A 24683-nucleotide genomic window follows, 5' to 3' on the forward strand; every position below is an offset into this window, starting at 1 on the left:
AAGCAGGCTCACGCCGGCGCTTTCAATGGGTCGATGGAGCAGCGTCGCTNNCAGGCCGCCCCTGGGAGAGCCTGAGCGGNTCGCTGGACGGNCCTCCTGATGTCTTCATCAAACCCGCCTTGAGGTACTTCTCCATGCTGGCACCGAGGCCGGCGGAATGCGCCTGGAGCTGGTCGGAGATCCGCCGGACCATCTCGGCGAGCTGTCCCGTCTCTCCGGCCGCGGCCGAGACACCGGTGATGTTGGACGACATCTCCTGGGTCGAGGCGGCTTGCTCCTCGACGGCGCTCGCCATGGCCAGCGTGAGTTTCGAGAGCTCGGCCACCTCGTCGGTGATCAGGCGGATCGCCGTCACGGCCTCGCCGGTTGCTTTCTGGATAGCGTGGACCTTGTGGGTGATCTCGCCGGTCGCCCGGGCCGTCTGGCCGGCGAGCTCCTTGACCTCCGTGGCCACCACCGCGAAGCCGCGCCCGGCCGCGCCTGCGCGCGCCGCCTCGATCGTGGCGTTGAGCGCGAGGAGGTTGGTCTGGTCGGCGATCGACTTGATCATTCCGACCACTGCATCGACCTCGCCGGCATTGGCAGCGAGGTTGCGCACCGTCGCATCCGTCGCCGTCGCCTGGTTGGCGATCTGCTGGGTGCGCTCGGAGACCCGCCCGACCTGGCCCGAGATCTCGTGGATCGAGCTGGTCATCTCCTCGGATCCGGCCGCTACGGAGTTCGCGCGCTCGCTCGCCGCGTCCGCCGAGCGGTTCAAGCCCTCCGCCGATTCCTTCATCTCGCCGATCGCGGTTCCGAGTGCCTCGACGACGCCGGCGACGTCTTCGGCCATGGCGAGTTGTGCGGTGATGACCGACCAAGTCAACATCGGCCCGACATAGGCTCCGTCCGCGTCGGTGATGGCGGAGACTTGCAGGTCGAGGGTCTCGGGTCCGACCTTGATCCTGGTGCGGTGCGGCAATCGGCGCGCGTCGGCGAGCATGTTTCGCTGATGATGCGGGTTCTTGTGAAAAACGTCGAAGGACTTGCCCATCATGTCGGAGACCTTGATCGGCAGATACCGCTCAATGGCCTCCAGGGTCTTGCGCGAGGTATTGTTGATGTAATTGATCTTGAAGTCGTTCTTCGGGTCTGCGGTCATGACCGCGACCGGCATCTCGTCGATCATGCGCAGCAGCCTGTTGGTCTCGCTCTTCTTGGCCGTGATGTCGCTGGCGAACTTGATGACCTTGAACGGCATGCCGTCGGCGCCCAGGATCGGGTTGTAGGTGGCTTCGAGCCAGACCCTCGCGCCGGACCGCGCGCGGCGGGGAAATTCGCCGGACGCGAACTCGCCGGCCCGAAGCCTCGACCAGAATTCGTCATACTCCGAACTGCCGGCCATCTCGTCGGTGACCAGGATCCGGTGATGCTTTCCCTGCAAGGAATCCAGATCATAGCCCACGACGGCCAGGAAATTCGGGTTGGCGCGCAAGATGGTGCCATCCATGCCGAACTCGATGATGGCCAATGAGCGCGTCAGCGCATCGATGGTGGCCTGGGTTTCATTATAGGCGGACTTACGGAACATGGTGCAACTCTCATTGGACACCGTATCGTGAACTCAAAACCATAAGTCGTCCTTAGTCGCATCGCTGAATTCGACCCGTAACGTGCGGCACGAGGTTTCATTTCGAACGCATATGTGGAGCGTGAAACAGAGCTCGGTCGCATCATGACCGATTTCCTGTCAGATCGACCCTCGTCCCCGAGTCTGGGCGCCTGCCGACGAGCGAACAGCGGTCGTCAGATCCCCAGGACCGGTCCGAGCGCGCGCATCGAGAGCTGCTGCGTGCAGTGGCAGGCCTGGCGACGGCTTGCTTCGCGCGTGAGATGGAGCGCGGTCTTACCGATCGCGCACCGCGCCTTGGATCGCGCGGGCACGTCCTCGGTGTGCGGAACTCGCTCAGTCTTGGACAGGGCCGTGATCCGGATCGCCGGCCCCGCATTGGCGAGGTTGGCACGACGGCTATCGCGAAGCCTGTTCCGAATCCTCTTCGTCCGCGAGCCGAAGCAATTCCTCGACCTTCGCGACGTTGCACTCGGCCATGGCAAGGACTTTCCAGGCCGCGACCAGAAACTCCGGCTCGGCGGACAGCCTCTCATCCGGGGCTTGGAGGACCCGCCGGAGGCCACCGGCCAGAGCCCGCATCGACGCCGCGGCCTGACGGATCTGCGCGATCCGGGGACCGATGTCCTCGCCGGAATCGAGGCGACGGCGCAGGTCGAGCAGCATGGCGCGGGCGCCCTCGGCGCCCGGGATGATGCCGAGAGGGATGATGTCGGCCATGGCGATCACGCCTGCCCGACCCGGTGCGGCCCGCCGCGCCGGTGCCCCGCCGGGGCCTCTCCCCGGCGATCCGGCCGAAGCGTGGGATCGGTCCCGAGCCCCGGGGCGCTGGCGGTGCGGCACTCCATCGGGACCGCCTCAGGCCGCGCGCACGGTGGTGAGGAAGCGCGTCATCTCCGATGCGAGTTGCTCGGCGTGTCGCGATAGTTCGCCGGAGGACGCCAGCACCTGGGTCGCCGCGGCGCCGGTGGCCTCCGAGGCCAGGGCGACTCCGGCGATACTGCTGGTCACCTCCGCGGTGCCGGTCGCCGCCTGGGCGACGTTGCGCACGATCTCCTGGGTCGCCGCGCCCTGCTGCTCGACGGCGGCGGCGATGCTGGCCGCCACCGTGTTGATCTCGCGGATGCGCCCCGTGATCGCGCCGATGGCCGAGACCGCCTCGCCCGTCACACCCTGGATGCGGCCGATATGGCCACCGATCTCGTCCGTCGCCCGGGCCGTCTGCGACGCGAGTTCCTTGACCTCGGCGGCGACGACCGCGAAGCCCTTGCCGGACTCGCCGGCCCGCGCCGCCTCGATGGTCGCGTTCAGCGCCAGGAGGTTGGTCTGGCCGGCGATGGCCGAGATCATCGCGACGACGTCGCCGATCCTCGCAACTGCCGCCGTGAGGTCCTCGACGAGCCGCGCCGTCCGGTCGGCCTCGCCGACCGCGGCCTGCGCGAGGGATGCCGATCCCTGCACCTGACGGCCGATCTCCTGAACGGAGCTGCCCAGTTCCTCGGAGGCCGCCGCAACGGTACCGACGTTCGATGCTGCCTGCTCGGCGGCCGCCGCCACGGCCGTGGATTGCGTGGCCGTCTCCGTCGCGGTCGCCGTCATCGTCGCGGCGGTGACCTGCAACTCCGTCGCGGAGCCCGAGACCATCCCGACGATGCCGCCGACGGTCCGCTCGAAGCCGTTCGCGAGGTCCATCAGGATGCGGCGTCGGTCGGCGGCGGCCGTCGCGTCGGCGCCGCGCTTCGTCTCAGCCTCTGCGACGGCCTTCCGCGCGACCATGGCCCTGATGCCCTTGACCGCCTTGCCGACTTGGCCGACCTCGTCGCGACGGTGGGCTTCCTGGATGGCGGCGTCGATGTCGCCCTCGGCCATGCGCTGCAGGACGGCGACCAGGCGCGCCAGAGGCCGCGTCAGTCCGAAATGGACGATGGCAAACGCGATGGCCAATGCCGCGAGCAGCCCGGCGACCGCAGCGGTGACGAGGACGGTCGTCGCTCGCTCCGCGCTCGTCTGGGCCTCGGCCTTCGCCTGGGCGAGCTCGGCCGTCAGATTATCGATGCGCGGCTGGACGAGGTCGCGGACCTTGGTGCGGGCGGCGAGACCTTCGGAGAGCAGGATTCTCCGCGCGGTCTCAGCGTCCCCGTCGAGGGCCGCCGCGTTCGCGCGCCCGACGATGTGGAAATAGGCTTCGACGGTCTCGTGCAGCTTTTGATTGATCGCCCGCCGCTCAGGCGAATCGGACAGAGCGATCAGCCTGTCGACGGCCACGAAGGCGTGTCTCACGGCCTCGTCGTAGCGTGATCGGTACGTGGCTATCTCCGGCGGCCGGTCCTCGATGAGGATATTGCGACTCTGAACCGTCGCCTCGAGAACGTTCGTGCGGACATTCAGGATGTTCTCAAGTCGACTGGACTGAACGTCGACGATGTGCCGGGTCTTCTCACTCAGTTCGTCGAAGACTCCGTGCGCGCGATACACAAGGCCGGCCGCGACGGCGGCCACCAGCAGCAGCGGGATCGTGACCTTTGTAACAATCCTGACATCGGAAAGGCGCGACATGTACTGCTGATCCACTGTTTTCAATTTTTGGCATGGCCGCAATTAAAGCCGCCTTGCTGGCGGCCGCGCTCTGGAGGCATTCTCAGCGCCATAAGCGACGTTTTCTCTCATTTGGGCGTCGACGGAGGTCACGAGGCGCGGGCCATCGACAGGACCGGCCGCGCGACGGAGGTCGGGCTCCTCTCGAGGGTCGGCGCGGGCGCCTGCGTGGCCGGACTCCCATCCGGGTCGCCGTCGCCTGCAGGCGGCGGCGTCCCCTCGATCCGCGCGATGAGCGCCGCGACCTCGTGGACCGGGCGCGCCGGGCTGTAGAGGAAGCCCTGCGCGATGTCGCAGCGCTTGTCCCGGAGGACGTCCAGTTGCTGGCGGGTCTCCACGCCCTCCACCGTGACGCTCATCGACAGGGCCCGCGCCATCCGGGCGATGGCCTCGACCACGGCGACCTTCTCGGGCCGGCCCTGCAGGTCGCGCACGAAGGAGCGGTCGACCTTCACCTTGTCGAACGGGAATTCGGTCAGGTAGCTCAAGCTCGAATAGCCGGTGCCGAAGTCGTCCAGCGCGATGCGGACGCCCGTCGCGCGCAGGCGCTTAAGGTTCTCCAGAACCTCCGGACCGTGGTCGAGCAGCACCGACTCGGTGATCTCGATCTCCAGCCGCTCCGGCGCGAGGCCGGTCTCGCGGAGAATGGCCGCGACCTCCGCGTGGAAGCCCGGCATGCGCACGTGGATGGAGGATATGTTCACCGCGATCTTCAGGTCGGGCCAGGCACGGGCGTCGGTGCAGGCGCGGCGCAGCGCCCAGCGGCCGATCTCGACGATGAACCCGGTCGCCTCGGCGATGGGGATGATCTCCCCCGGCGAGACCCAGCCGTGTCCGGGCTTGTTCCACCGCAGCAGCGCCTCGAAACCGGCGACGCGCCCGGTCTTCATGTCCACCAGGGGCTGGTAGTGCAGCTCCATCGCGTCCGCCGCCAGGGCCGCGCGCATGTCCAAGTCGAACTGCCGTTGGCGGACGACCCGCTCCTCCAGCGACGGGTCGAAGGTCCGCCAGCAGCCCTTGCCGCCGGCCTTGGCGGCGTAGAGGGCCAAGTCGGCGCGCATGAGCAGGGCGGCCGGCTCGATGGCGTCGTCCGGCACGTAGGCGATGCCGACGCTGACGCCGACCTCCAGCCGGGCTTCGTCGATCTGGAACGGGCGGCGCAGGTCGGCCACCACGCGCGCGGCGAGGGACTCGGCCGCGGGCCGACCGAGGTCCCGGACGATCATCGCGAACTCGTCGCCGCCGAGGCGGAACAGGCCGTGGGGGTCGCCGATGGCGAGCAGGCGCGCCGTGACCTCTCGCAGCAGTCGGTCGCCGACGAGGTGGCCGCGGCTGTCGTTGACGGCCTTGAAGCCGTCGAGGTCGAGATAGAACAGCGCGCTCGGGCTCCCGGCCGTGCCGACCTCGCGGCAGAGCGTTTCCAGCGTGTCCTGGAAGCCGCTGCGGTTCGGCAGTCCCGTCAGGCTGTCGTGACCCGCCAGGAAGGCGATGCGGGCTTGCGCCTCCCGACTCTCGGTGGCGTCCGACCCCACGCCGCGATAGCCCGCGAACGCCCCTTGCGCGTCGAGGACGGGCTTGCCGTTGAGCGTGATCCAGCGCGTGCCGTTCGCGGTCCGGAGCCGGACGGTTCTGTCGCGGAAGGGTGCGCGCGCCGCGATCGCCGCGGCGACCGCCTGGACGTCCGCGCCGTCGCCGTCCGGGTCGGCGAACGCCTGCAGAAGCGCAGGCAGCGTCCGGTGGCGCAGCCCGGCGGCCTCGACGCCGAGCAGGGCGGCGATGGCGCCGCGGGCCTGCCGGAGCTGCCCGACCGTGTCGGTTTCCCAAAGCCAGTCACTCGTGCCCTCGGCGAAGTCCTTGAGCAGGAACCCGATGGTCTCGCTCTGCGCCTGCACCATGACGCGGTCGCGGATGCGCTGGTACGAGTGCCGACACATCCGACGCGCGCTCACGAACACGAAGGCCGCGTACATCGACAGCAGGACCGCGACATACTGGCCGATCGGGCTCTCGCAACCGGCGAGCCCGACGAACATGCCGGCCACGACCGGCGCCACGGCGAGGAGCGCCAGGGAGAAGATCGGGCCCGCGACGTAGGCGTGCGAGATCAGGGCGGCGCAGACGGCCCCGACCACGATCCGGTAGGCGTTGTCGACGGATGGTAACAGGATCGCCGGCATGCTCGCCCAGGCGAGCCCTCGGCCGAGTGCGAGGCCGTGAAGGACCGCGAAGGCCTCGCGGGCGGTCGACCGATCGCCGAGGCGGCCGCGATAGCGTCGCATGGCGATCAGGGCCGCCGCGCAGAGCGCGGTCACCGCCACCGCGAGACCGGATAGGTAAGCGTGCGAGGCGATGCCCCAGAAGATGGCGGCCAGCGCGAGCACGACGGCGGCCTGGGTCACCGCCGAGTATCTGCCGAGCTGCAGCGTCTCGGCGAGCATCGTCGCGCGTGTCGCCTCGCGCAAGCGCGCCTCCTCGTCGGGCAGGTGCACCGCATCGTCGGCGTCCATCGGCAGGATGATTTCACTCATGGCCGGGCCCGTCCGAGGACGTCGAAGTGTCGGCATCGGCGACGATCACCGCGCCGTCACGGTCGAAAGCCGTCAGCGCCCGCGCGGGGTCGAGCATGCTCGACTTCACCTTGAGTTCGGCATTCGACAGCGACATCGACGCATCCAGGCAGAAGACGCCCCTTCGCGTCTCGCCCGCGAGGATGAACGTCCCGGACTGCCAGAGTCTCAAGCCGATCGACGGAATTCGGGTCCGACCGAGGATGCAAGGGCGGTATTTCCTGTCATTTCTTTGCGCGTCCTTCGACCTGTCGGCCGCGTGGAATTTTTTGTTTCATTTCGCTGCATATTCGTCGCACGTCCCCGGACAATCGAATTTCGAAAGCTGATATCGACCAAAGAAACCGGCGCCCTCCGACACGGGTACTTTTTCCTAGAAGTCCGATTGACTGCGAGGCACTGACAATCGCCATCGGATGTCAGTCAATATGGGGCGAATGCTGTCTTCTTAACGTCCCGATCGCCGCGATAATGGCATGCTGCAGGTCACGAGATGGAACGTTGGCGACCGAGGTGAGGCGATGCCGACACGGGCACTGATGCGTCCGCAGGCGACGACCGAGGCCGGCGCCGCCCCGCGCGGCTTCTCCTCGCGCCACTATCTGAAGCTGATCGAGGACACGGGCAAAGTGGGCTTTTGGTCAGCGGACCTGCGCTCCGAGCGGCTGGACGCATCGCCGGGCCTCTACCGGATCCTGGGCCTCGACCCGACCACCGAGATGACCTTCGGCTTCGGGCTCGACATGATCCATCCGGAGGATCAAGCCGCGCACGGTGACCAGATCGCCGTGCTGCGCTCCGGTCAGCCGGTCAGTCGCGAGTTCCGCATCATCCGACCGGACCGGACCCAGCGCTGGCTCCTGCACCACGCCGAGGTCATGCTGGGCGCGGACGGGCGCCCGAGCCAGGGCATGGGCGTCGTGTTCGACGTCACGGCGCAGCACGAGACCATGAACGCGCTCATGCAGCGGCATGACCGCCTGAACGCGCTGATCGCCGCGACGGCAGCGGTCTTCTGGGTCAATAAGGCGAACGGTGAGCCTAGCGAGATGCCGCAGTGGATGGCCCTGACCGGTCAGTCCCACGCGCAGATGCAGGGTCTGGGCTGGCTCGACGCCGTCCACCCGGACGACCGCTCCCGCACGCTCGCGGCCTGGACCACGGCTGTAGAGCACACGGCGCCCTACAACACGGACTATCGTGTCCTGTGCGCGGACGGAATCTATCGCTGGTTCAACGCCCGCGGCGCGCCGGTCCTCAACAAGGACGGCTCTGTCCGCGAATGGGTCGGCGTCTGCCTCAACGTTCCGGGACGTACCCGCTACGGGGCGTCACCGCCCGAGGCTGCACTGCAGCAGAAAACCGTGTCGACCGCGCCCGCCGACGAGACCCTGATCCCGAGCCAAATCCGCGCGGCCCGTGCGATCACGGGCCTTTCTAAGGATGATCTTGCCGCGTTGGCCAATGTCTCGGTCTCGACACTCAATCGGCTGGAGGACCCAGCCTCGGCCGTTCGGTCGCGCTCGGACACTTTGCTCGCCGTGCGTCGTGCCCTGGAAGAGGCGGGCGTCGAATTCATCTTCGAGGCAGGCAAGAAGCCCGGCGTCCGCGAGGCGTGACTGCGCGCCAGACCATCCAGAACTGGGTTGCGGAGGCTGACCGCAGCGAAGGCCGCCGCGCGGCCAAGCCGGCGACGGCCGATCCCAGCTTGACCGCGCCCGAGCGGGACGAACTCGTCCGGCTGCGGCGTGAGAACCGACAGCTGAAGGGGGAGCGCGACATCCTCTCGCGCGCGACGGCCTGGTTTGCGAAGGAGACCGGAGTTCTGCCGTAGGGGTCTTCCGGTTCATGAGCGCGAACCAGGCCGACTTCCCGGTCGCCGCCATGGCCCGCGCCCTCGGCGTGTCGATGGGCTTCTCCACCCTCGAATGCGAGTTGCTGGCTCGCCGTCCGCCTCCGCGCGCAGGCCGAGGCACGGATGGCGGTCTTCAGCTCCATCGAGGGCTTCTGCAATCCGCTGCGCCGTCACTCGGCGCTCGGCGACCGCTCACCCGTCGTCGACGAGCAGAAAAAGGGGTTAGAACCGACGATCGCGACCCTGCTCTCCCAAGCCCCCTAACCGTCCACAGAAAAGGGGGCAATCCCAGCTCGGAATTCTCCATCTCCTTGCTCGCCGGCGCCAAGCTCTTGCCTGGGACGGTCCGAACCTCGATCTGGCGCAGCTTCAGCACCATCTGTTGCGCGCTCGTCTTCTGGCCTCGCCGCATGTCCGACTCCTCCGGTCCTGGCCGATCCCCTCAATCAGCCCGGCCCAAAGCCGGCCGGTCAGGTCACTTCGACCTGTGCGCGGCTGGGACGGGTCAGATATAGGCGGAGGCCAGGGCCGGCGAGCCTTCGAGCGCGTGGGCGAGCACTTCCAATCCGTGCGTGATCTGCTGCCGGGTCGAGGGGCCGCCGAGACAGAGACGCACCGCCTCCGGCGGCGTTCCCGCGATGCAAAACGGGTCGCTGCCGATGACGCCGAGCCCGGCCGACCGACCTTGGCTGGCGAAGGCCGAGCGCGTCCAGCCCTCCGGCAGCGTGATCCAAACGTGGAAGGCATGCGGGTCGGCAGTATAGATCCCGGCTGGAAGTATCGCGGCCGCGATGCGCTGGCGCGCGGCCGATTCCTCGCGAACGAACTGGACGATGGACTCCGCCGTGCCATCCATGATCCAGCGCGTCGCCAAGGCCGTCGCGATCGGCGAGGCCATCACGGTCGCGGCGCGGAGTGCGCCGCCGAGCGGCAGGGCGGAACGGGCGCTCGGCGCGACCAGGAAGGCGAGGCGAAGTCCGGCGCCCAGGCACTTGGCGAGACCCGCCACGTAGTAGGTGATCTCCGGAGCAAGCTCCGCAAAACTCGGTGGCGGAGTCGGGCAGATGCGCGCGTAGGCGTCGTCCTCGATGATGGTGACGGCGTATCGCCGCGCAACCGCGATAATGGCCTCGCGCCGCGCCCTGGGCAGGGTCGCGGTGGTGGGGTTCTGCAGCAACGGATTCAGGTAGATGGCCTTCGGTGCGACTTTGGTGCAGGCGGCGGCAAAAGCATCCGGGTCGACCCCGAATCGGTCCATGGGCAGATCGACGAGGCGCAGCCGCAAATGCGCGGCGAGCGCGCGGATGCCCGGATAGGTAATCCGCTCCGCGCAGATCGTATCGCCCGCCTTGGCGACCTGACCCAGTATGCTGAACAGGGCGCTGTGCGCACCGGGGCAGATCAGCAGACGCTCCCGGGGCGGGACGATTCCGCGGCCTTTCAGCCAGCGCAGAGCCGCTTCCTTATCCTCCTCGGTGCCGCCGAAGCCCTGGTAGCGCAGCAGGCTGGTGAGATCGCCGGACAGGTCCACGAACGCGGCTTGCATGCGGGCTTGCAGGGCCGGCGCGTCGGGCTCTGGTGGCAGGTTCATGGTGAAGTCGACCGGCCCGATCCGACGCGCTGCCGCCGCACCGGTCGAACGGGGCGGACGCGCCGGATCGATCACGAAGGTCCCCTGGCCGACGCGCCCCTCGATCAGACCGCGCTTGTGGGCCTCGACGTAGCCGCGCGAAATCGTCGTGAAGTTCAGGTCGAGCGCCTCGGCGAGTGCGCGCTGGGTCGGGAGGCGCGTCCCCGCCGTCAGACGCCCGGTCCGGATATCGTCGGCCAACGCCTCTGCAATGGCGAGGTAACGAGGCTTACCCCACCGCTTCAGATCCGGCACCCAGAGTCCGACCCCACCCGTCTGCGGGTCGGGTCGTGCGTCTCGCTCCGGCGAAGTCATGCATGGTGGCCCAGATCATGATGCGATCAATGCGTGATTGTATGTCTAGCAATAGCCATACCGCGGCCACACCTCGAACATTCCCTGAGTGATTTCCATACAATCCATATAATCGCAGATCCGCGAATGCGCATGCGTTGGCGATTTTTTGTCCACGTCACGCCCATCTGGTAGGCCCCGGATACAGATCCAGCGAACCTAAGCCGTGATTATTGATCGCATTATTGTATGAATATAACACCCGCGCTTTGTATGGCCCATTGATCGAAGCCCTCTGGCACACCGCTTGCCATGAATGGACTGCGACCGCTCGAAGATCAGTCTGCCGCGGTTCAATCCATCGAGGAGAACGATCAATGCCTGCTGTGAACCGCGAGCCTCACAAGAAGGGCGATGTCCTGGTCGATTACGAGGAGAAGGTCTTCGAGGACGTCAAAGCCGAGCCGGGCCAGAAGGCGCTTGTCACCTTCCACACCGTCGCGTTCGAGGGCTCCATCGGCCTCGTCAACCTGCTTCAGGCGACGCGCCTGCAGCGCAAGGGCTTCGAGACGTCCATCCTTCTCTACGGCCCGGGCATTACGCTGGGCGTCCAGCGCGGCTTCCCGAGGCTCGGCGACGAGGCCTTTCCAGGTCACCTCAACTTCAACAACCAGCTTGAGAAGTTCATGGCCGAGGGCGGCAAGGTCTATGCCTGCCGGTTCTCGACCCAGGCGCTCTACGGACACGGCGAGGCCGCCTTCATCGAAGGCATCCGCATGATCAATCCCCTCGACGTCCTCGACTGCATCCTCCTGCACAAGCGCGACAACGCCGTGATCATCGACACCTGGACCGTCTGACCGGGCCCTCGGCCCCCAATCCGGGACGTCGCATCCGGCGGCCATGCGGGACGTGGCCGCCGTCACAGCCGGAGGTTCAACCATGTCAGAGAACCGGATCGTGCGGGCCGCCGCCGTCCAGATCGCGCCGGATCTCGACCGGCCGGAGGGGACCCTGGAGCGGGTGCTGAACGCCATCGATGAGGCCGCCGCGAAGGGCGCGCGCTTCATGGTCTTCCCCGAGACCTTCGTGCCCTACTACCCCTACTTCTCCTTCGTGCTGCCGCCCGCGCTGCAGGGCGCCGAGCACCTCCGCCTCTACGAGCGCGCGGTGGCCGTGCCGGGACCCGTGACGCAGGCCGTCTCGGCCGCCGCGCGCCGCCACGGCGCCGTGATCGTGCTGGGGGTCAACGAGCGCGACCACGGCTCGCTCTACAACGCGCAGCTGATTTTCGATGCGGACGGCACGCTGAAGCTCAAGCGCCGCAAGATCACCCCGACCTACCACGAGCGCATGATCTGGGGTCAGGGCGACGGCGCCGGGCTCACCGTGGTCGAGACGGCGGTCGGCCGCGTCGGCGCGCTGGCGTGCTGGGAGCACTACAACCCCCTCGCCCGCTACGCCCTCATGGCTCGCCACGAGGAAATCCACGCGGCGCAGTTCCCGGGCTCGCTCGTGGGCCAGATCTTCGCCGATCAGATGGAGGTGACGATCCGCCACCACGCGCTGGAGGCGGCCTGCTTCGTGGTCAACGCCACCGGATGGCTCACCGACGCGCAGGTGGCGCAGGTGTGCCCGGACGAGCGCCTGCGCGGCACCTGCCGGGGAGGCAATTGCACCGCCATCGTCTCGCCGGAGGGCAAGCACCTCGCGGATCCCCTCGGGCCCGGCGAAGGCATCCTCGTCGCCGACATGGACCTCGCGCTGGTGACCAAGCGCAAGCGGATGATGGACGCGGTCGGCCACTACGCGAGGCCCGAACTCCTCAGCCTCCTCCACGACGACCGGCCGGCCTCGTTCGTGCACCAGCCGATCCATTCCCAGACCGATTTCCGGAGCCTCGACCATGAGCCGTTCTCCGCTTCCGACGAGCCGTCCCGCGTGTCCGCCGGTGGTAGCGGGACTGGTCGGGATGCCGACGGAGCGCCTGATCAACGCGTTGCAGTCCTACGGCGTTAGGCTCGCCGACACCCGCGCCGGGGCGCCGAGCCGTCGGGGCGGGGCCGGACCGTCGGACCACAAGGCCATGACCATCGCGGGCCGCACCGTGATGGTGCCGGTCCACACCGAGGCCGCCTTCGACTCGCCCTTCCTGGTCCGTCACCCGGACGCCAACGGGGTCTCGGCGATCGAGCATGACGGCGTGGTGATCGGGCAGGCGACCTTCCCGGGCAAGCCGCGCTTCTACGCGCTCTCGACCCTCGACGGCGTGCCTTACGCGAAGATCGCCGTTCTGCACGGGCGGGACGTGCTCGCCACCACCGTGCTCCAGACCTGTATCCGCTACGCCAGCCGCACGAAGACCTGCCAGTTCTGCTCCATCGGCCAGTCCCTCGCCGCCGGTCGCACCGTCGCGCACAAGACGCCCGAACAGCTCGCCGAGGTCGCCCGCGCGGCCGTGCTCCTCGACGGCGTCAAGCACATGGTCATGACCACAGGCACCCCGAACGCGACCGACCGGGGCGCCGCCGTCCTCTGCGCGAGCGCCTTCGCCGTCAAAGCCGCGGTCGACCTGCCGATCCAGGCGCAATGCGAGCCGCCGGATGACGACCGCTGGTTCGAGCGCATGAAGGCCTCGGGCATCGACGCCCTCGGCATGCACCTGGAGGCCGTCACGCCCGAGGTCCGGGCCCGGATCATGCCCGGCAAGGCGAGCGTGCCACTGGAGCGGTACTATACGGCCTTCGAGGCGGCCGTTCCGGTCTTCGGGCGGGGCCAGGTCTCGACCTACATCCTGGCCGGCCTCGGCGACGCGCCGGAGGCGATCCTGGAGATGGCCGAGCGCCTCATCGGGATGGGCGTCTACCCGTTCGTGGTGCCGTTCGTGCCGATCTCCGGCACGCCGCTGGAGAGCCACCCGGCGCCCGGCCCCGAATTCATGCACGGCATCCTCAAACCCCTCGCGGACATGCTGGTCGGCGCAGATCTCCGCGCGACCGACATCAAGGCCGGCTGCGGTCGCTGCGGCGCCTGCTCGGCGCTTTCCACCTACGAGCGCGCGGGGGCGACCTCATGATCCTCGAACCCGTACCGCCGTACTGGCCAAGCCACTTCCGCATCAAGTTCGCCACGAATTCGTGGGAGCGGCGCGCCTGCGCGGCGCTGCGCCGCCAAGTCTTCTGCGCGGAGCAGCGCATCTTCACCGAAGACGACCGGGACGCCGTCGACGCGCACGCCATCCCGATCTGTGCCCTCTCGACGCTCGGCGGCGACGCCGATGCCGTCGTCGGCACCGTTCGCATCCACCACGGATCGGAGCGTCCCGGCGAGTGGTGGGGCTCGCGCCTGGCCGTCGCCGGACCGTTCCGCGGCACCGCCGCGCTGGGCGCCGGGCTCATCCAGGTCGCGGTCGCCTCGGCCCATGCGCGGGGCTGCACGCGGTTCCTGGCCCATGTGCAGGACCGGAACGTCCCGTTGTTCCGGGCCCTGAACTGGACGAGCCTCGAGGAAGTCGCCTTGCACGGGCGAGCCCATCACCTGATGCAGGCGGACCTCGCGGCCTACCCGCCGATGCACGATCCGGAGCACGGGCTCGTCACGTTTCGCAAGGCCGCGTGATGACGGCGGGCTTCGACCTCCAGGCCCTGGCCGGCCAGATCCGTGACGCGCGCGGCGTCGCCCATAAGCGCGACATCGATGCCGTGGTCGCGCGGCTCGGCCTGACCAGCCGGCGCGCCGCGGTGCCGGTCGGTGACGATTGTGCCGCCATACCGGATGGCGACGGCCACCTGCTGTTCGCCATCGAAGGCTTCCTCGACAGCTTCGTCGCGGCCGATCCGTATTTCGCCGGCTATTGCGGCGTCATGGTCAACCTCAGCGACATCGCCGCCATGGGTGGGCGGCCGCTCGCCGTGGTCGACGCGCTGTGGAGCCGGGATGCCGCGGCGGCGGACCCGATCCTGGCAGGCCTGTCCGCCGCTGCAACGCTCTACGGGGTCCCGATCGTCGGCGGTCACACCAACACGCGCGCCCAGGCGAGCAACCTGGCGGTCGCCGTGCTCGGCCGGGCCGGGCCGCGTCTGCTCACGAGCTTCGACGCGGCGCCCGGCGACGACCTCGTCGCGGCGATCGACCTGCGCGGACGCTTCCGCGAACCCTACCCGTACTGGGACGCCTCGACCGGCACGGCGGGCGAGCGCCTGCGCGGTGATCTCGCGTTGCTGCCGGGCCTCGCGGAGGACGGGTTCTGCCGGGCGGCCAAGGACATCAGCATGGCGGGCGTCGTCGGCACCGCCCTGATGCTGCTGGAATGCTCGAAAGTCGGCGGTGTCATCGACCTCGACGCGATCCCGCGGCCTGCGGATATACCGCTCGCCCGCTGGCTCACCGCCTTTCCGAGCTTCGGCTACCTCCTGAGCGTTCGCCCTGAGCGCACGGCCGCCGTGCGCGCGCGGTTCGCCGAACGGGGCATCGCGGTCGCCACGGTGGGTCAGCTCGATGCAAGCCGGGTCGCCCGGGTGCGCGATGCCTCCGGCGAGGAAGCCGTGGTCTGGGACTTCGCAGTCGGCCCGCTGATCGGCTGCGGCCAGGACGACAAGGATGCCGTCCGATGACGGCCCTGCGCATCGCCGTCCTGACGCATTCCACCAATCCGCGGGGCGGGGTCGCGCATTGCCTCGCCCTGGCCGAGGCCCTGTGCGCGCTCGGGCACGAGGCCGTGGTCCACGCGCCCGATCCATCCGGGCGCGGCTTCTTTCGCCCTGCCGCCTGCCCGATGGTCTCAGTGGCGGCAAAGCCGGTCGCCGGCACGACGGTCGACCTCGTCCGGGCTCGGATCGACGATTACCTGCGCCACTTCGCGTCCCCCGCCGCCTGTGACTTCGACGTCTTTCACGCCCATTGCGGCATCGGCGGCAATGCCCTCGCGACGCTCAAGCACCGCCGCTTGATCCCCGGCTTCGTCCGCACGGTCCATCACCTCGACAGCTTCTCCGACCCGGTGCTGGCGGATTGGCAGGATCGCTCGATTGGTGAGGCCACGCGCCTGCTGTGCGTCAGCCGCGCCTGGGCGGACCGGATCGCGGGCGATCTCGGTACGGAGATCCCCGTCGTCGGGAACGGGGTGGACCTGTCGATCTACCGAGCGATGCCGACCGAAGCCGACGCGATCGTACGGGCGCGCTGGGGCCTCGGTGGCGGGCCGATCGTCCTGAGCGTCGGCGGATTTGAGGAGCGCAAGAACACCGCCGGCATCATCGAGGCCTTCGCGCTCCTGCGCAGACGCCACCCGCAGGCGCAGCTCGTGGTCGTGGGCGGCGCATCGCTCCTCGATCATGCGTCCTACGGCGCCCGCTGCCGCGCCGCACTCAGCGCCCACGGACTTGTGGTCGGGCCCGGCGAGGCGGTGATCGAGACCGGGCCGGTCTCTCAGGCGGAGATGCCGGCCTTCTATCGGACGGCGGACGTTCTCGCCTTTCCCTCCTGGACGGAGGGCTTCGGCCTCTGCGTGCTGGAGGCGATGGCCTGCGGCCTTCCGGCGATCGTCTCCCGCCGGCCGCCCTTCACCGAATATCTCCGGAGCGACGACGCCCTCTTCGTCGATCCTGGCGATCCCCGGGACATCGCCGACGCCATGACGGCCGCCCTGGCCCCGATGACCCGCGCCGGCCTGCACGCTGCCGGGTCGGCCCGGGCCGCCACCCACTCCTGGCGCGCCTGCGCCGAGCGTCACCTCGCGACCTACGCGGCCTGCGCCCGCGTCGAACGGGAGCCGATCCATGCCTGAGATGCATTTCCACATCCGCTGGCCCGATGGCCGGCGCGAGGCCTGCTACTCGCCCTCCCTCGTCGTGAAGGACTTCCTCGCCCCAGGCGAGAGCTATGCCCTCGACGACTTCGTCGAGAAGACCCGCACGGCCCTCAACATCGCGAGCGAGCGGGTGCGCGAGAAGTACGGCTTCGCCTGCTCGTCGGCGATGGCCCAACTCGCCCGGATCGAGGCTGCGGCGAAGCGGCAGGCCCCGGGCGGCCTCGTCACGGTCGAGACCTTCGAGCCTTGAACCAGAGCGTCCTTGGGAACATCCCGGAGTCAGAGCCATGACATCCACGTCCCGTCACGTCCCTGTCGCCATCGTCGGTGGCGGCCAAGCCGGTCTCTCGGTCAGCTACCACCTGAAGCAGCGCGGCATCGAGCACCTCGTGTTCGAGAAGGAATCCGCGGCGCATACATGGTCCACGCAGCGCTGGGACACGTTCTGCCTGGTCACGCCGAACTGGCAGTGTGACCTGCCGGGGCACCCCTACGATGGGCCAGATCCTCACGGGTTCATGAAGAAGGACGAGATCGTCGCCTACCTGAAGGGCTTCGTCGCCAAGGTGAACCCCCCGATCCGCGAGGGTGTCGCAGTCACACGGGTCGAACGCCGCGAAGATGGTCTTTTCTCGGTCCGGACCTCGGACGGCGACTACACGGCGAGCGAGGTCGTGGTCGCGTCGGGCGGATATCATACGCCGATCATCCCGCGTATGGCCGAGAAGCTGCCGGGTTCGATCACGCAGATCCACTCGAACCAGTACCGCAACCCGGCGCAACTGCCCGCGGGCGCAGTTCTGGTGGTCGGATCGGGCCAGTCCGGCGCCCAGATCGCCGAAGACCTTCATCTCGCCGGCCGCACGGTCCATCTCGCGGTCGGCGACGCGCCGCGCTGCGCCCGGTTCTACCGGGGCCGCGACGTCGTCACGTGGCTCGCCGACATGGGCTACTACGAGATGACGGTCGACAACCACCCGCTGCGCGACGGCGTCCGCGACAACACCAACCACTACGTGACAGGCCGCGACGGCGGGCGCGACATCGACCTGCGCCGCTTCGCCCGCGAGGGCATGAAGCTCTACGGCGCGTTGGACGACTACCACGACGGTACGCTGCGCTTCCGCGACAACCTCAAGCGCTCACTCGACGGGGCAGACCGGACGTACAACGGCATCAACGCGGCCATCGACAAGTACATCGCCGAGAACGACATCCAAGCTCCGGTTCAGCAGCCCTACACACCCGTTTGGGAGCCGGGTGAGCCCGTCACCGGCCTTATCCTTGCGGGCTCCGGCATCACGTCGATCATCTGGTGCATCGGCTTCTCGCCGGATTTCCGGTGGCTCGATGCGTCCGTCTTCAACGGCGCAGGAAGCCCCAAGCACAAGCGCGGGGTGACGAAGGAGGACGGTGTCTACTTCATCGGCCTGCCATGGCTGCACACCTGGGGCTCGGGCCGCTTCGGCGCGGTCGGCCGCGATGCCGAGTTCGTCGCGCAAGCCATCCAGAAGCGCCTCGGTACCGAGCGGTTCGCTCTGAAATTCGCCGTGTAGCCATCCACCCCATCCGCTTTCCGACAGTCGGTGCGATGACGCGCGGACATTGCTGCATCCCGGCTTTTAAGTCTTAGTCGCGCCACGTCCAGAGATTCGTCTTGAAATCGCCAGGGCCGGGATTCGCGTAGGCGGCTCGAAGGGAAGACGTTCACGTCAGTCGATGCCTGTGTTCCTCCAAACGAAGCATCCTGGCCCGATCGGCCACCCGGAGCCGAATCGCGCACATCGGGCGATCATTTTATATCGACCTGCGGGATGATAGATTTTGCATCCGTCTCGCCCCAGGAAAATAAATAATTTGGCGACGAGCGCGCCGCCAGAATCCTAGCTTGGCCATTGCCACTGTATTCGATTTGTGAGACGCTTCAGCAACGTCGAATATACCGAGGGCGTTGCGATGCGCAGGGCTTGGCGAATATTTTATTTGGCCATCGCCTGCGCCGCGGGGCTCGTTGCTGCGCCGGATGCACAGGCGGCGGAATATGCGCAAGGCATCTACGTTCTCGGCAACCGCGGCCCCCTCGCGGGGGTGACACCGCCGCCGGGCTTCTACTTCGAGAGCGAGACTTACTACTATTCCGGCAATTTCGGTGGAAACCGCCTCTTCCAGGGCGGCGGCGTCGTCGCCGCCAACATCAAGAACGACACGAGCGCGAACTTCGTAACGCCGATCTGGGTCACGCCGTTCGAGATCCTGGGCGGCAATCTCGGCTTTTCCATCACTATTCCGTTCGGCACACCCAATGTCAGTGCCGGGGCCGTCCTCGCCTCGCCGCGCATCGACCGTATCATTGCCGGCCGCGAGCGGGACGCCAACTTTACCGTCGGCGACATCTATCTCGCCTCATTCGTAGGCTGGCATTCCGGCAACTTCCACTGGAGCGGCACGCTCCTCGGCGTCGTCCCGTCCGGCAGTTTCGAGAACGGCCAGCTCTCCAATATCGCGCTCAATCGCCCGGCGATCGATCTCAGCGCCGCGCTCACTTACCTCGATCCGCTTCTCGGCTACGAGCTCTCGGTCGTGCCGGGCATCACATTCAATTGGATCAATCCAGCGACGCAATACCTCACTGGCACGGAGTTCCATCTGGAATGGTCGGCTTCGAGGTACTTGAGCAAGGAACTGTCGGTCGGTCTCGTTGGCTACTATTACAACCAGCTCACCGGCGACAGCGGTTCGGGCGACAGGATCGGCTCGTTCAAAGGTCGAGTCACGTCACTCGGTGCCCAGATTGGCTACACCTTCAAGCTGGGCGAAATCCCGGTCTCGACGAATGTGCGCTTCTTCCGCGAGTTCGATGTCAAGAACCGCTTCGCCGGCACGGCAACGTATCTAACAATCTCTGCGCCACTCTGGGTCGCTCCGGCACAGCAGCCGGCGGACCATAAGCCGCTCGTGACGAAGCTCTGACGTCGGTTACGGATTATCTCTGCCCAAGAACGCGCCCACACGGGCTAGCCTCACATCCGAGGTCGATTTGGCCAAGTGGGACGGTGAGGGGTCAGACACCGGGCGTCGTCATCGGCCGATGGGGTGAACGCGGATGTGCGGTGCAGATCGGCTTGTTCTCCAAGCATGCAGTCTGCTTGGCGCCTCCCGGACCGCGCCAGAACACGACCGGCGACAAGCCAAAGCTGCGTGGACGCCTGCAGCCTACGGAGTTCCCGCGCGGGAGCAGCGTGCATCGCTGGCCACTGCGCTGAAGGACAACGTCCCTGAACGCCGATCGCAGCCCGGCCTATATCTGCGCCGATCGCCTCCAGGGAGGAATGACTCATGCCCTGCAAGGCCGCACCATTGGCTTCTTCAAGGGCGGGCAGATTGTGAGAAGGCCTGCAGCGCGTTTGATGCCGCCGCAGGCAGAGCTTGCAGATCGTTCATCCGCGCTTTTGCGCCTGCGATTGAAAATCACGGAGCGCTTCAGGTGTCACGCTCGACTCCCCGAGATCGACAATGATCCGATTCAGCTTGCCAGTGAAGTTGAACGGAACCTGATAGTCAGAGTCATCGACAGGCGTACCGGTATCGAGACCGACATCCAGGGTTTCATCCCAGGCAAAGGTGAAGGGCAGCGTACGCGGCAGGGAACGCCGTGCCACTTCCTGACCGTCGACGGAAAGCGTACCCGACCCGCCTCGCGAGAACGGGCCGCCGTCCGCGTCCATCTGCCAGTCGAAGATAAGGGTGTGCCGACCGGGCGACAGCGCGACCGCGGCTTCCCATTTCGGTCGCTCCATGCCCAGAAGGTTCATTGTAAACACAGGCTTGCCCTCGCGCAGGTACAGGCCCCAGCCGGCAAAGCGGCCGCCTTGGGTAATCAGCATCCCGTTGGCCCCGCCCTGCGGCACCTCGATGTCGGCCGAAATTCGATATGAGCGATTGAGGATATTGGGCGCCGAATTCGCCTGAATGCCGAAGACCGGCGCTGTATAGATGAACTGCTTGCGGCCGGCGGCCGGGCCCGGTCGTGGCGTGATCATACCCGTGATCACCGAATTGTTTACAGGAAGCACTTGATAGCGGGTCGCTTCCACAAGCCAGAGTTCCTGCATGACACGCAGTCGCTCAGGCTCCTGTTTCGCAAGGTCGTTCAACTCTGTGGGATCCTGCGCGAGATTGTACAGCTCCCAATTGTAGCCGTTGATCGCATCATCGGGAACCGGGGCGCCCGGATTCCACGGCGTGGCTATGGGCGTCGTGCACGCGACCCATCCGTCGTGGTAGATCGCGCGGTTGCCGAAGATTTCGAAATACTGGGTCGTGCGATGAGACGGCGCATCCGCGTTGGGCTTATCCCAGGTGTACACAACACTGGTGCCTTCCACCGGCGCTTGTGCAATCCCGTTCACCATGGTGGGAGGTGGAATGCCGATCGCTTCGAGCAGCGTTGGCACGATATCGATCACGTGGTGAAACTGCATTCGTATTCCGCCCTTATCGGCGATACGCTTTGGCCAGGAGATTGCCATACCATTGCGTGTGCCGCCGAAGTGCGACGCCACCTGTTTGGTCCAGCGATAAGGCGTATTGAATGCGAACGTCCATGGCACGGCCATGTGATTATAGGTGCGGTCGCTGCCCCAGGCTTCGATCAACGGCAACTGCTGCTCGACCGTGAATGACTGAAGATTGAAATAGGCGACCTCATTCGGCGTGCCGTTCATAGAGCCTTCGGCACTGCTGCCGTTATCGCCGCTGATGTAGATGATCAGCGTATTGTCGAACTGTCCGAGATCTTCGACCGCCTGGATGACGCGACCGATCTCGTGGTCGGTGTAGGCGAGATAGGCCGCATAGACCTCCACCTGCCGCGTGAAGAGCCTCTTCTCGTCGATCGACAGGCTATCCCACCGCTTCAGAAAATCCGGCCACGGCGGCAATTGCGCGTTCGCCGGAATCACGCCCAGCGTCTTCTGATTGTCGAAGATCTGACGGGCAAGCGTTTCCCAACCGGCGTCGAACTTGCCCTTGAACGTCTCGATCCAGTCTTTCGGCGGCTGGTGCGGCGCGTGCGTGCCGCCTGGCGCGTAGTGGATGAACCAGGGACGGTTGGGCGTGACCGCCGCAAGCGTCCTGATGTGGCTGATGGCATCGTCGGCCATCGCGGTCCCGAGATTCCAATCCTTCCGTCCGACGTAAGGATGGATCGGTGTTGTGTTGCGGAAGAGGTTGCCCGGCTGCCATTGGCTCGTATCGCCGCCGACGAACCCGAAGAAATAGTCGAAGCCCATGCCGACAGGCCAATTGCCGAACGGGCCGACGGGATTGGCTTCCCACGCAGGGATATTGTGGTTCTTTCCGAACCAGGCGGTGGAATAACCGTTCAGACGCAGCGTCTGCGCCACCGTGGCTTTCTCCGGCGGAATAATCGAGTTGTATCCGGGAAAGCCCGAAGACATTTCCGAGATATTTCCGGTCCCTGCCGAGTGATGGTTGCGGCCCGTGAGCATGGCTGCACGCGTGGGCGAGCAAAGAGCCGTGGTGTGGAAGGCCGTGTATCGAAGACCGGCCGCAGCGATCTTGTCGAGCGCGGGGGTCGGGATGAGGCCGCCGAAGGTCGACGGCGCGCCGAAACCGACGTCGTCGGTCAGGATCAGAAGTACATTGGGCGCGCCCTCCGGGGCAGCAACCGCGGGCGGCCAAGCGGCAACGCTATCCTTTGCCGTCGGCATGATCGTGCCGCTGAATTGCGGCGTTGGCGTCGGCAACACACGGCTGTTCGGGAACTCGACGGCATTCGGCGCGCCTGGGCTTCCGCGGAGCTGCGCGTGGACAGCGGTTCCTGTCACAGCCAGAGCGGCCGTTCCGGAGAGCAGGGCACGGCGGGTTGGACGGAACGTTGCGCCTTCGGGGGGCGTCGGCAAATCAATATTCGGCGCTGTCTCAGAGGGCTCGCTTTTCTTGATCATCGCAGTCCTCCCGCTGAGGCCGATCGCGTTCGACGCCCGGATCTGACGACGCAACGAAAGCCAAGATGGCTCGTCGAAGTGTCGACTGCCTCGGCATGTCGCGCCGCCGGACGGTAGCGTTGGCAGTAGTTTGGCGAGCACAAGTGTGAACCGCCCTTGATCACCTTCCGGGGAATGTTGATCTCCGGCTGACCAGGGTCGAAGCTGCCTTCCACGTATCCGCCGCGCGGATTCATCGGGATACAGCAAGCCTTGGGCGCATCGCCCTCATGCCTTGGCGCGTACCAGTCGGTCGTCCACTCCCAGACATTGCCGATCATGTCGTGCAGGTCGTAGCCGTTGGGCGGGAACGCGGTCACCGGCGAGGTGCGCTCGTAGCCGTCCAGGGCGAGATTCTCGTGCGGGAAGGCGCCTTGCCAGGTATTGGCCATGTGCCGGCCGCCCGGCGTGAGCTTGTCGCCCCAGGCGAACTCGGCCCCGTCGAGACCGCCGCGCGCGGCGTATTCCCACTCAGCCTCGGTCGGGAGGACCTTGCCCGCCCAGGCTGCGTAGGCATCAGCGTCAGCGTAGGCGACGTGCACCACCGGGTGATCGTCAAGGCCGGCGATCGAGGAGCCCGGCCCGTAGGGCCGCCGCCAATGCACGCCGAATCTAAAGCGCCACCACGCGCTCCAATCGTGCAGTTCGACCGCGCCCCTGGGCGGCTTGAACACGAGCGAGCCGGGCTTCAGCATGTGCGGCAACGCGCCGGGGTAATCCTTCGGGTCGGGCCGGCGCTCGGCCATCGTCACGTAGCCGGTGGCGCGCACGAAGGTCCGGAAATCGGCATTGGTGACCGGCGTCCGGTCGATCCAGAAGCCGTCTATGCAGACTCGATGGACCGGGGCCTCTTCCGGATAGTGCCGGTCCGAACCCATCCGGAACGTCCCTCCAGGCACAAACACCATGTCCGGCGAGGGATCTGATGACATGGCGAACCGGTGGAGGATGGGAGCTCTCGGCATCGCGCGCGCCTCAACGCGGACCAACGAGAATGCCTGCTGAAGGCGTGCAGCAACGTATCAAGTCTGCGCACGGCAGCTTGACCGAATGGGACAGGGGATCGGTTTCGGCTCGGAAGCGCACTGTCCCATCCGGCTAGATCTGATGGAAGTTTCCCTGAGCCTGCGTGCCACGGTCCGCACCCGTAGGCCGAGATACCGGATCTCCGGATACTCTTCGCTTCAGCCCCGATCGAAAGAGCCCCTTTCGACGGCCCGTTCAGGGGCGGCACAGGCCGATATGGGACGTCTGTCTAGCCCGCTGGGGCGCCCAAAAGCCGCCGTTCGGATCTCGGCCCAATCCGGCGGGCTGCCTCGTGTTACGATAGCAGTTTCGGGTGCCGCGCGTGATCGGCGGAGAACGGGCGCGCCGTTCGGGTAAGCCGTGCGGCCCTTACGGAAAGGCGCTAAAGGCGCTCCATGTCAGACGCTCTGTTTTCGCCGGCCGTGGCGCGCAACGCCAAACCCATCGTCGAAGTCCTGAAGCGCGTCATGCCGCCCGACGGCCTCGTTCTCGAGATCGCAAGCGGGTCTGGTGAGCACGCCGTTCACTTCGCCAATGCGATGCCCGCGCTCGATTGGCAGCCCAGCGATCCAGACGAAGCGGCGCGCCGCAGCATCGGCGCCCATGCGCGGGCCTCGGGCCTGGCCAACATTCGTTCGCCGCTCGCGATCGATGCGGCCCGTCCGCCATGGCCGGTGGCGCGGGCCGATGCGCTCGTCGCGATCAACATGATCCATATCGCGCCCTGGGACGCCACCACCGGGTTGATGGCCGGCGCGGGCGCAACGCTTCCGGCGGGGGGCGTTCTCTATCTCTACGGTCCGTTCCGAGAGAATGGTGCCCACACCGCGCCGAGCAACACAGCGTTCGATGACAGCCTGCGAGCGAGGAACGCGTCCTGGGGTGTGCGTGACATCGAGGCCGTCGCGGCTGCCGCCGGGGCGCAGGGGCTACACCTTTTCGAGCGCGTCGCGATGCCGGCCAACAATCTGAGCCTGATCTTCCGTAAGACAGGCCAATCCCCTGCGCCTGTCCGGGAGGCATCGCTTTGACCTCATCGACCTCGACAAGCGCGGTCGTGATCGGCGCTTCCGGCGGCATCGGCCAAGCCCTGGTCTCCCGACTCGCCGCGAGTGAGGCCTATGCGCCGATCTTCGCGCTCTCCCGCTCGCAGCCGTCAGTCCCGCGTGGCGTCCGCACCCACTCGATCGACCTGGGCGACGAGGCATCGATCGCGACGGCCGCGGCCAAGGTCGGTGCGGCCGGATCAGCCGGTCTGATCATCGTCGCGACCGGCATCCTTCATCAGGA

General features: G+C 67.0%; 20 protein-coding genes and 3 pseudogenes. 14 read left to right on the forward strand and 9 right to left on the reverse strand.

Annotation, left to right across the window (positions count from 1 at the left end; translation table 11 throughout):
* Nucleotides 1-22 precede the first annotated feature (22 nt).
* The 5 genes from I53_RS04680 to I53_RS33690 form a co-directional block, all read right to left on the reverse strand.
* A complete protein-coding gene (locus I53_RS04680; RefSeq protein WP_251982218.1) occupies nt 23-1570 on the reverse strand; it encodes a PAS domain-containing methyl-accepting chemotaxis protein in 1548 nt (515 codons plus the stop codon).
* A 438-nt stretch (nt 1571-2008) separates the two neighbouring features.
* Nucleotides 2009-2275, reverse strand: a complete 267-nt coding sequence (locus I53_RS04685) for a hypothetical protein (RefSeq protein WP_187294302.1) — start codon at nt 2273-2275, stop codon at nt 2009-2011.
* A 192-nt stretch (nt 2276-2467) separates the two neighbouring features.
* The gene (locus tag I53_RS04690; protein ID WP_043347212.1) at nt 2468-4165 is read right to left on the reverse strand and encodes a methyl-accepting chemotaxis protein; all 1698 of its coding nucleotides are present in this window, start codon (nt 4163-4165) and stop codon (nt 2468-2470) included.
* Between the two features lie 128 nt (nt 4166-4293).
* Complete coding sequence (locus tag I53_RS04695) at nt 4294-6732, reverse strand: EAL domain-containing protein (RefSeq protein WP_043347215.1); 2439 nt, start codon at nt 6730-6732, stop codon at nt 4294-4296.
* Nucleotides 6725-6943: a hypothetical protein gene (locus I53_RS33690; RefSeq protein WP_043347217.1), complete on the reverse strand. Its 219-nt coding sequence runs from the start codon at nt 6941-6943 to the stop codon at nt 6725-6727. Before I53_RS33690 ends, I53_RS04695 begins: the two co-directional genes overlap by 8 nt.
* 349 nt (nt 6944-7292) lie before the next feature.
* Here I53_RS33690 and I53_RS04705 point away from each other — a divergent pair, with 349 nt between their 5' ends.
* The 3 genes and pseudogenes from I53_RS04705 to I53_RS33695 form a co-directional block, all read left to right on the forward strand.
* Nucleotides 7293-8390 carry a PAS domain-containing protein gene (locus tag I53_RS04705; RefSeq protein WP_251982219.1) on the forward strand — a complete coding sequence of 366 codons (1098 nt, stop codon included), beginning with the start codon at nt 7293-7295 and terminating at the stop codon, nt 8388-8390.
* On the forward strand, nt 8387-8605 hold the full coding sequence (locus I53_RS04710) for a hypothetical protein (RefSeq protein WP_106428172.1): 219 nt from the start codon (nt 8387-8389) through the stop codon (nt 8603-8605). The genes I53_RS04705 and I53_RS04710 overlap by 4 nt, the downstream gene beginning before the upstream one ends.
* 80 nt (nt 8606-8685) lie before the next feature.
* A pseudogene (locus I53_RS33695) lies at nt 8686-8890 on the forward strand (IS3 family transposase); the annotation flags it as partial.
* A 28-nt stretch (nt 8891-8918) separates the two neighbouring features.
* On the opposite strand, the pseudogene I53_RS30885 reads toward I53_RS33695, so the two are convergent.
* Both I53_RS30885 and I53_RS04715 read right to left on the reverse strand, forming a co-directional pair.
* Nucleotides 8919-9038 (reverse strand): annotated as a pseudogene (locus tag I53_RS30885) (IS3 family transposase); the annotation flags it as partial.
* A 93-nt stretch (nt 9039-9131) separates the two neighbouring features.
* Nucleotides 9132-10571: a PLP-dependent aminotransferase family protein gene (locus I53_RS04715; RefSeq protein ID WP_043347220.1), complete on the reverse strand. Its 1440-nt coding sequence runs from the start codon at nt 10569-10571 to the stop codon at nt 9132-9134.
* A gap of 356 nt (nt 10572-10927) precedes the next feature.
* On the opposite strand from I53_RS04715, the gene I53_RS04720 reads away from it, so the two are divergent.
* The 9 genes from I53_RS04720 (at nt 10928) to I53_RS04760 (ending at nt 19329) form a co-directional block, all read left to right on the forward strand.
* Nucleotides 10928-11410, forward strand: a complete 483-nt coding sequence (locus tag I53_RS04720) for an MSMEG_0572/Sll0783 family nitrogen starvation response protein (protein ID WP_012317268.1) — start codon at nt 10928-10930, stop codon at nt 11408-11410.
* A gap of 82 nt (nt 11411-11492) precedes the next feature.
* The gene (locus I53_RS04725) at nt 11493-12569 is read left to right on the forward strand and encodes a Nit6803 family nitrilase (protein WP_043347221.1); all 1077 of its coding nucleotides are present in this window, start codon (nt 11493-11495) and stop codon (nt 12567-12569) included.
* Entirely contained in the window at nt 12523-13626 is a 1104-nt protein-coding gene (locus I53_RS04730) for an MSMEG_0568 family radical SAM protein (protein WP_043347223.1), read from the forward strand. Before I53_RS04725 ends, I53_RS04730 begins: the two co-directional genes overlap by 47 nt.
* A complete protein-coding gene (locus I53_RS04735; protein ID WP_043347225.1) occupies nt 13623-14168 on the forward strand; it encodes an MSMEG_0567/Sll0786 family nitrogen starvation N-acetyltransferase in 546 nt (181 codons plus the stop codon). Before I53_RS04730 ends, I53_RS04735 begins: the two co-directional genes overlap by 4 nt.
* Complete coding sequence (locus I53_RS04740) at nt 14168-15163, forward strand: sll0787 family AIR synthase-like protein (protein WP_043347228.1); 996 nt, start codon at nt 14168-14170, stop codon at nt 15161-15163. Before I53_RS04735 ends, I53_RS04740 begins: the two co-directional genes overlap by 1 nt.
* The gene (locus I53_RS04745; RefSeq protein WP_043347229.1) at nt 15160-16335 is read left to right on the forward strand and encodes an MSMEG_0565 family glycosyltransferase; all 1176 of its coding nucleotides are present in this window, start codon (nt 15160-15162) and stop codon (nt 16333-16335) included. Before I53_RS04740 ends, I53_RS04745 begins: the two co-directional genes overlap by 4 nt.
* The gene (locus I53_RS04750; protein WP_043347232.1) at nt 16328-16609 is read left to right on the forward strand and encodes an MSMEG_0570 family nitrogen starvation response protein; all 282 of its coding nucleotides are present in this window, start codon (nt 16328-16330) and stop codon (nt 16607-16609) included. The genes I53_RS04745 and I53_RS04750 overlap by 8 nt, the downstream gene beginning before the upstream one ends.
* A 37-nt stretch (nt 16610-16646) precedes the next feature.
* Nucleotides 16647-17915: an MSMEG_0569 family flavin-dependent oxidoreductase gene (locus I53_RS04755; RefSeq protein WP_043347233.1), complete on the forward strand. Its 1269-nt coding sequence runs from the start codon at nt 16647-16649 to the stop codon at nt 17913-17915.
* Between the two features lie 400 nt (nt 17916-18315).
* Nucleotides 18316-19329 carry a transporter gene (locus I53_RS04760; protein WP_043347236.1) on the forward strand — a complete coding sequence of 338 codons (1014 nt, stop codon included), beginning with the start codon at nt 18316-18318 and terminating at the stop codon, nt 19327-19329.
* 467 nt (nt 19330-19796) lie between these two features.
* On the opposite strand, the gene I53_RS04765 is transcribed toward I53_RS04760, so the two are convergent.
* Entirely contained in the window at nt 19797-22328 is a 2532-nt protein-coding gene (locus I53_RS04765) for an arylsulfatase (protein WP_083935969.1), read from the reverse strand.
* A complete protein-coding gene (locus tag I53_RS04770; RefSeq protein WP_043347246.1) occupies nt 22325-23332 on the reverse strand; it encodes a formylglycine-generating enzyme family protein in 1008 nt (335 codons plus the stop codon). Before I53_RS04770 ends, I53_RS04765 begins: the two co-directional genes overlap by 4 nt.
* A gap of 456 nt (nt 23333-23788) precedes the next feature.
* On the opposite strand from I53_RS04770, the gene I53_RS04775 reads away from it, so the two are divergent.
* Both I53_RS04775 and I53_RS04780 read left to right on the forward strand, forming a co-directional pair.
* Nucleotides 23789-24424, forward strand: a complete 636-nt coding sequence (locus I53_RS04775) for a DUF938 domain-containing protein (protein ID WP_043347239.1) — start codon at nt 23789-23791, stop codon at nt 24422-24424.
* Between the two features lie 26 nt (nt 24425-24450).
* Nucleotides 24451-24683 (forward strand): annotated as a pseudogene (locus tag I53_RS04780) (short-chain dehydrogenase); the annotation flags it as partial.

Source organism: Methylobacterium sp. B1 (assembly GCF_000333255.1).
In the GTDB taxonomy this organism is placed as follows: Bacteria; Pseudomonadota; Alphaproteobacteria; order Rhizobiales; family Beijerinckiaceae; genus Methylobacterium; species Methylobacterium fujisawaense.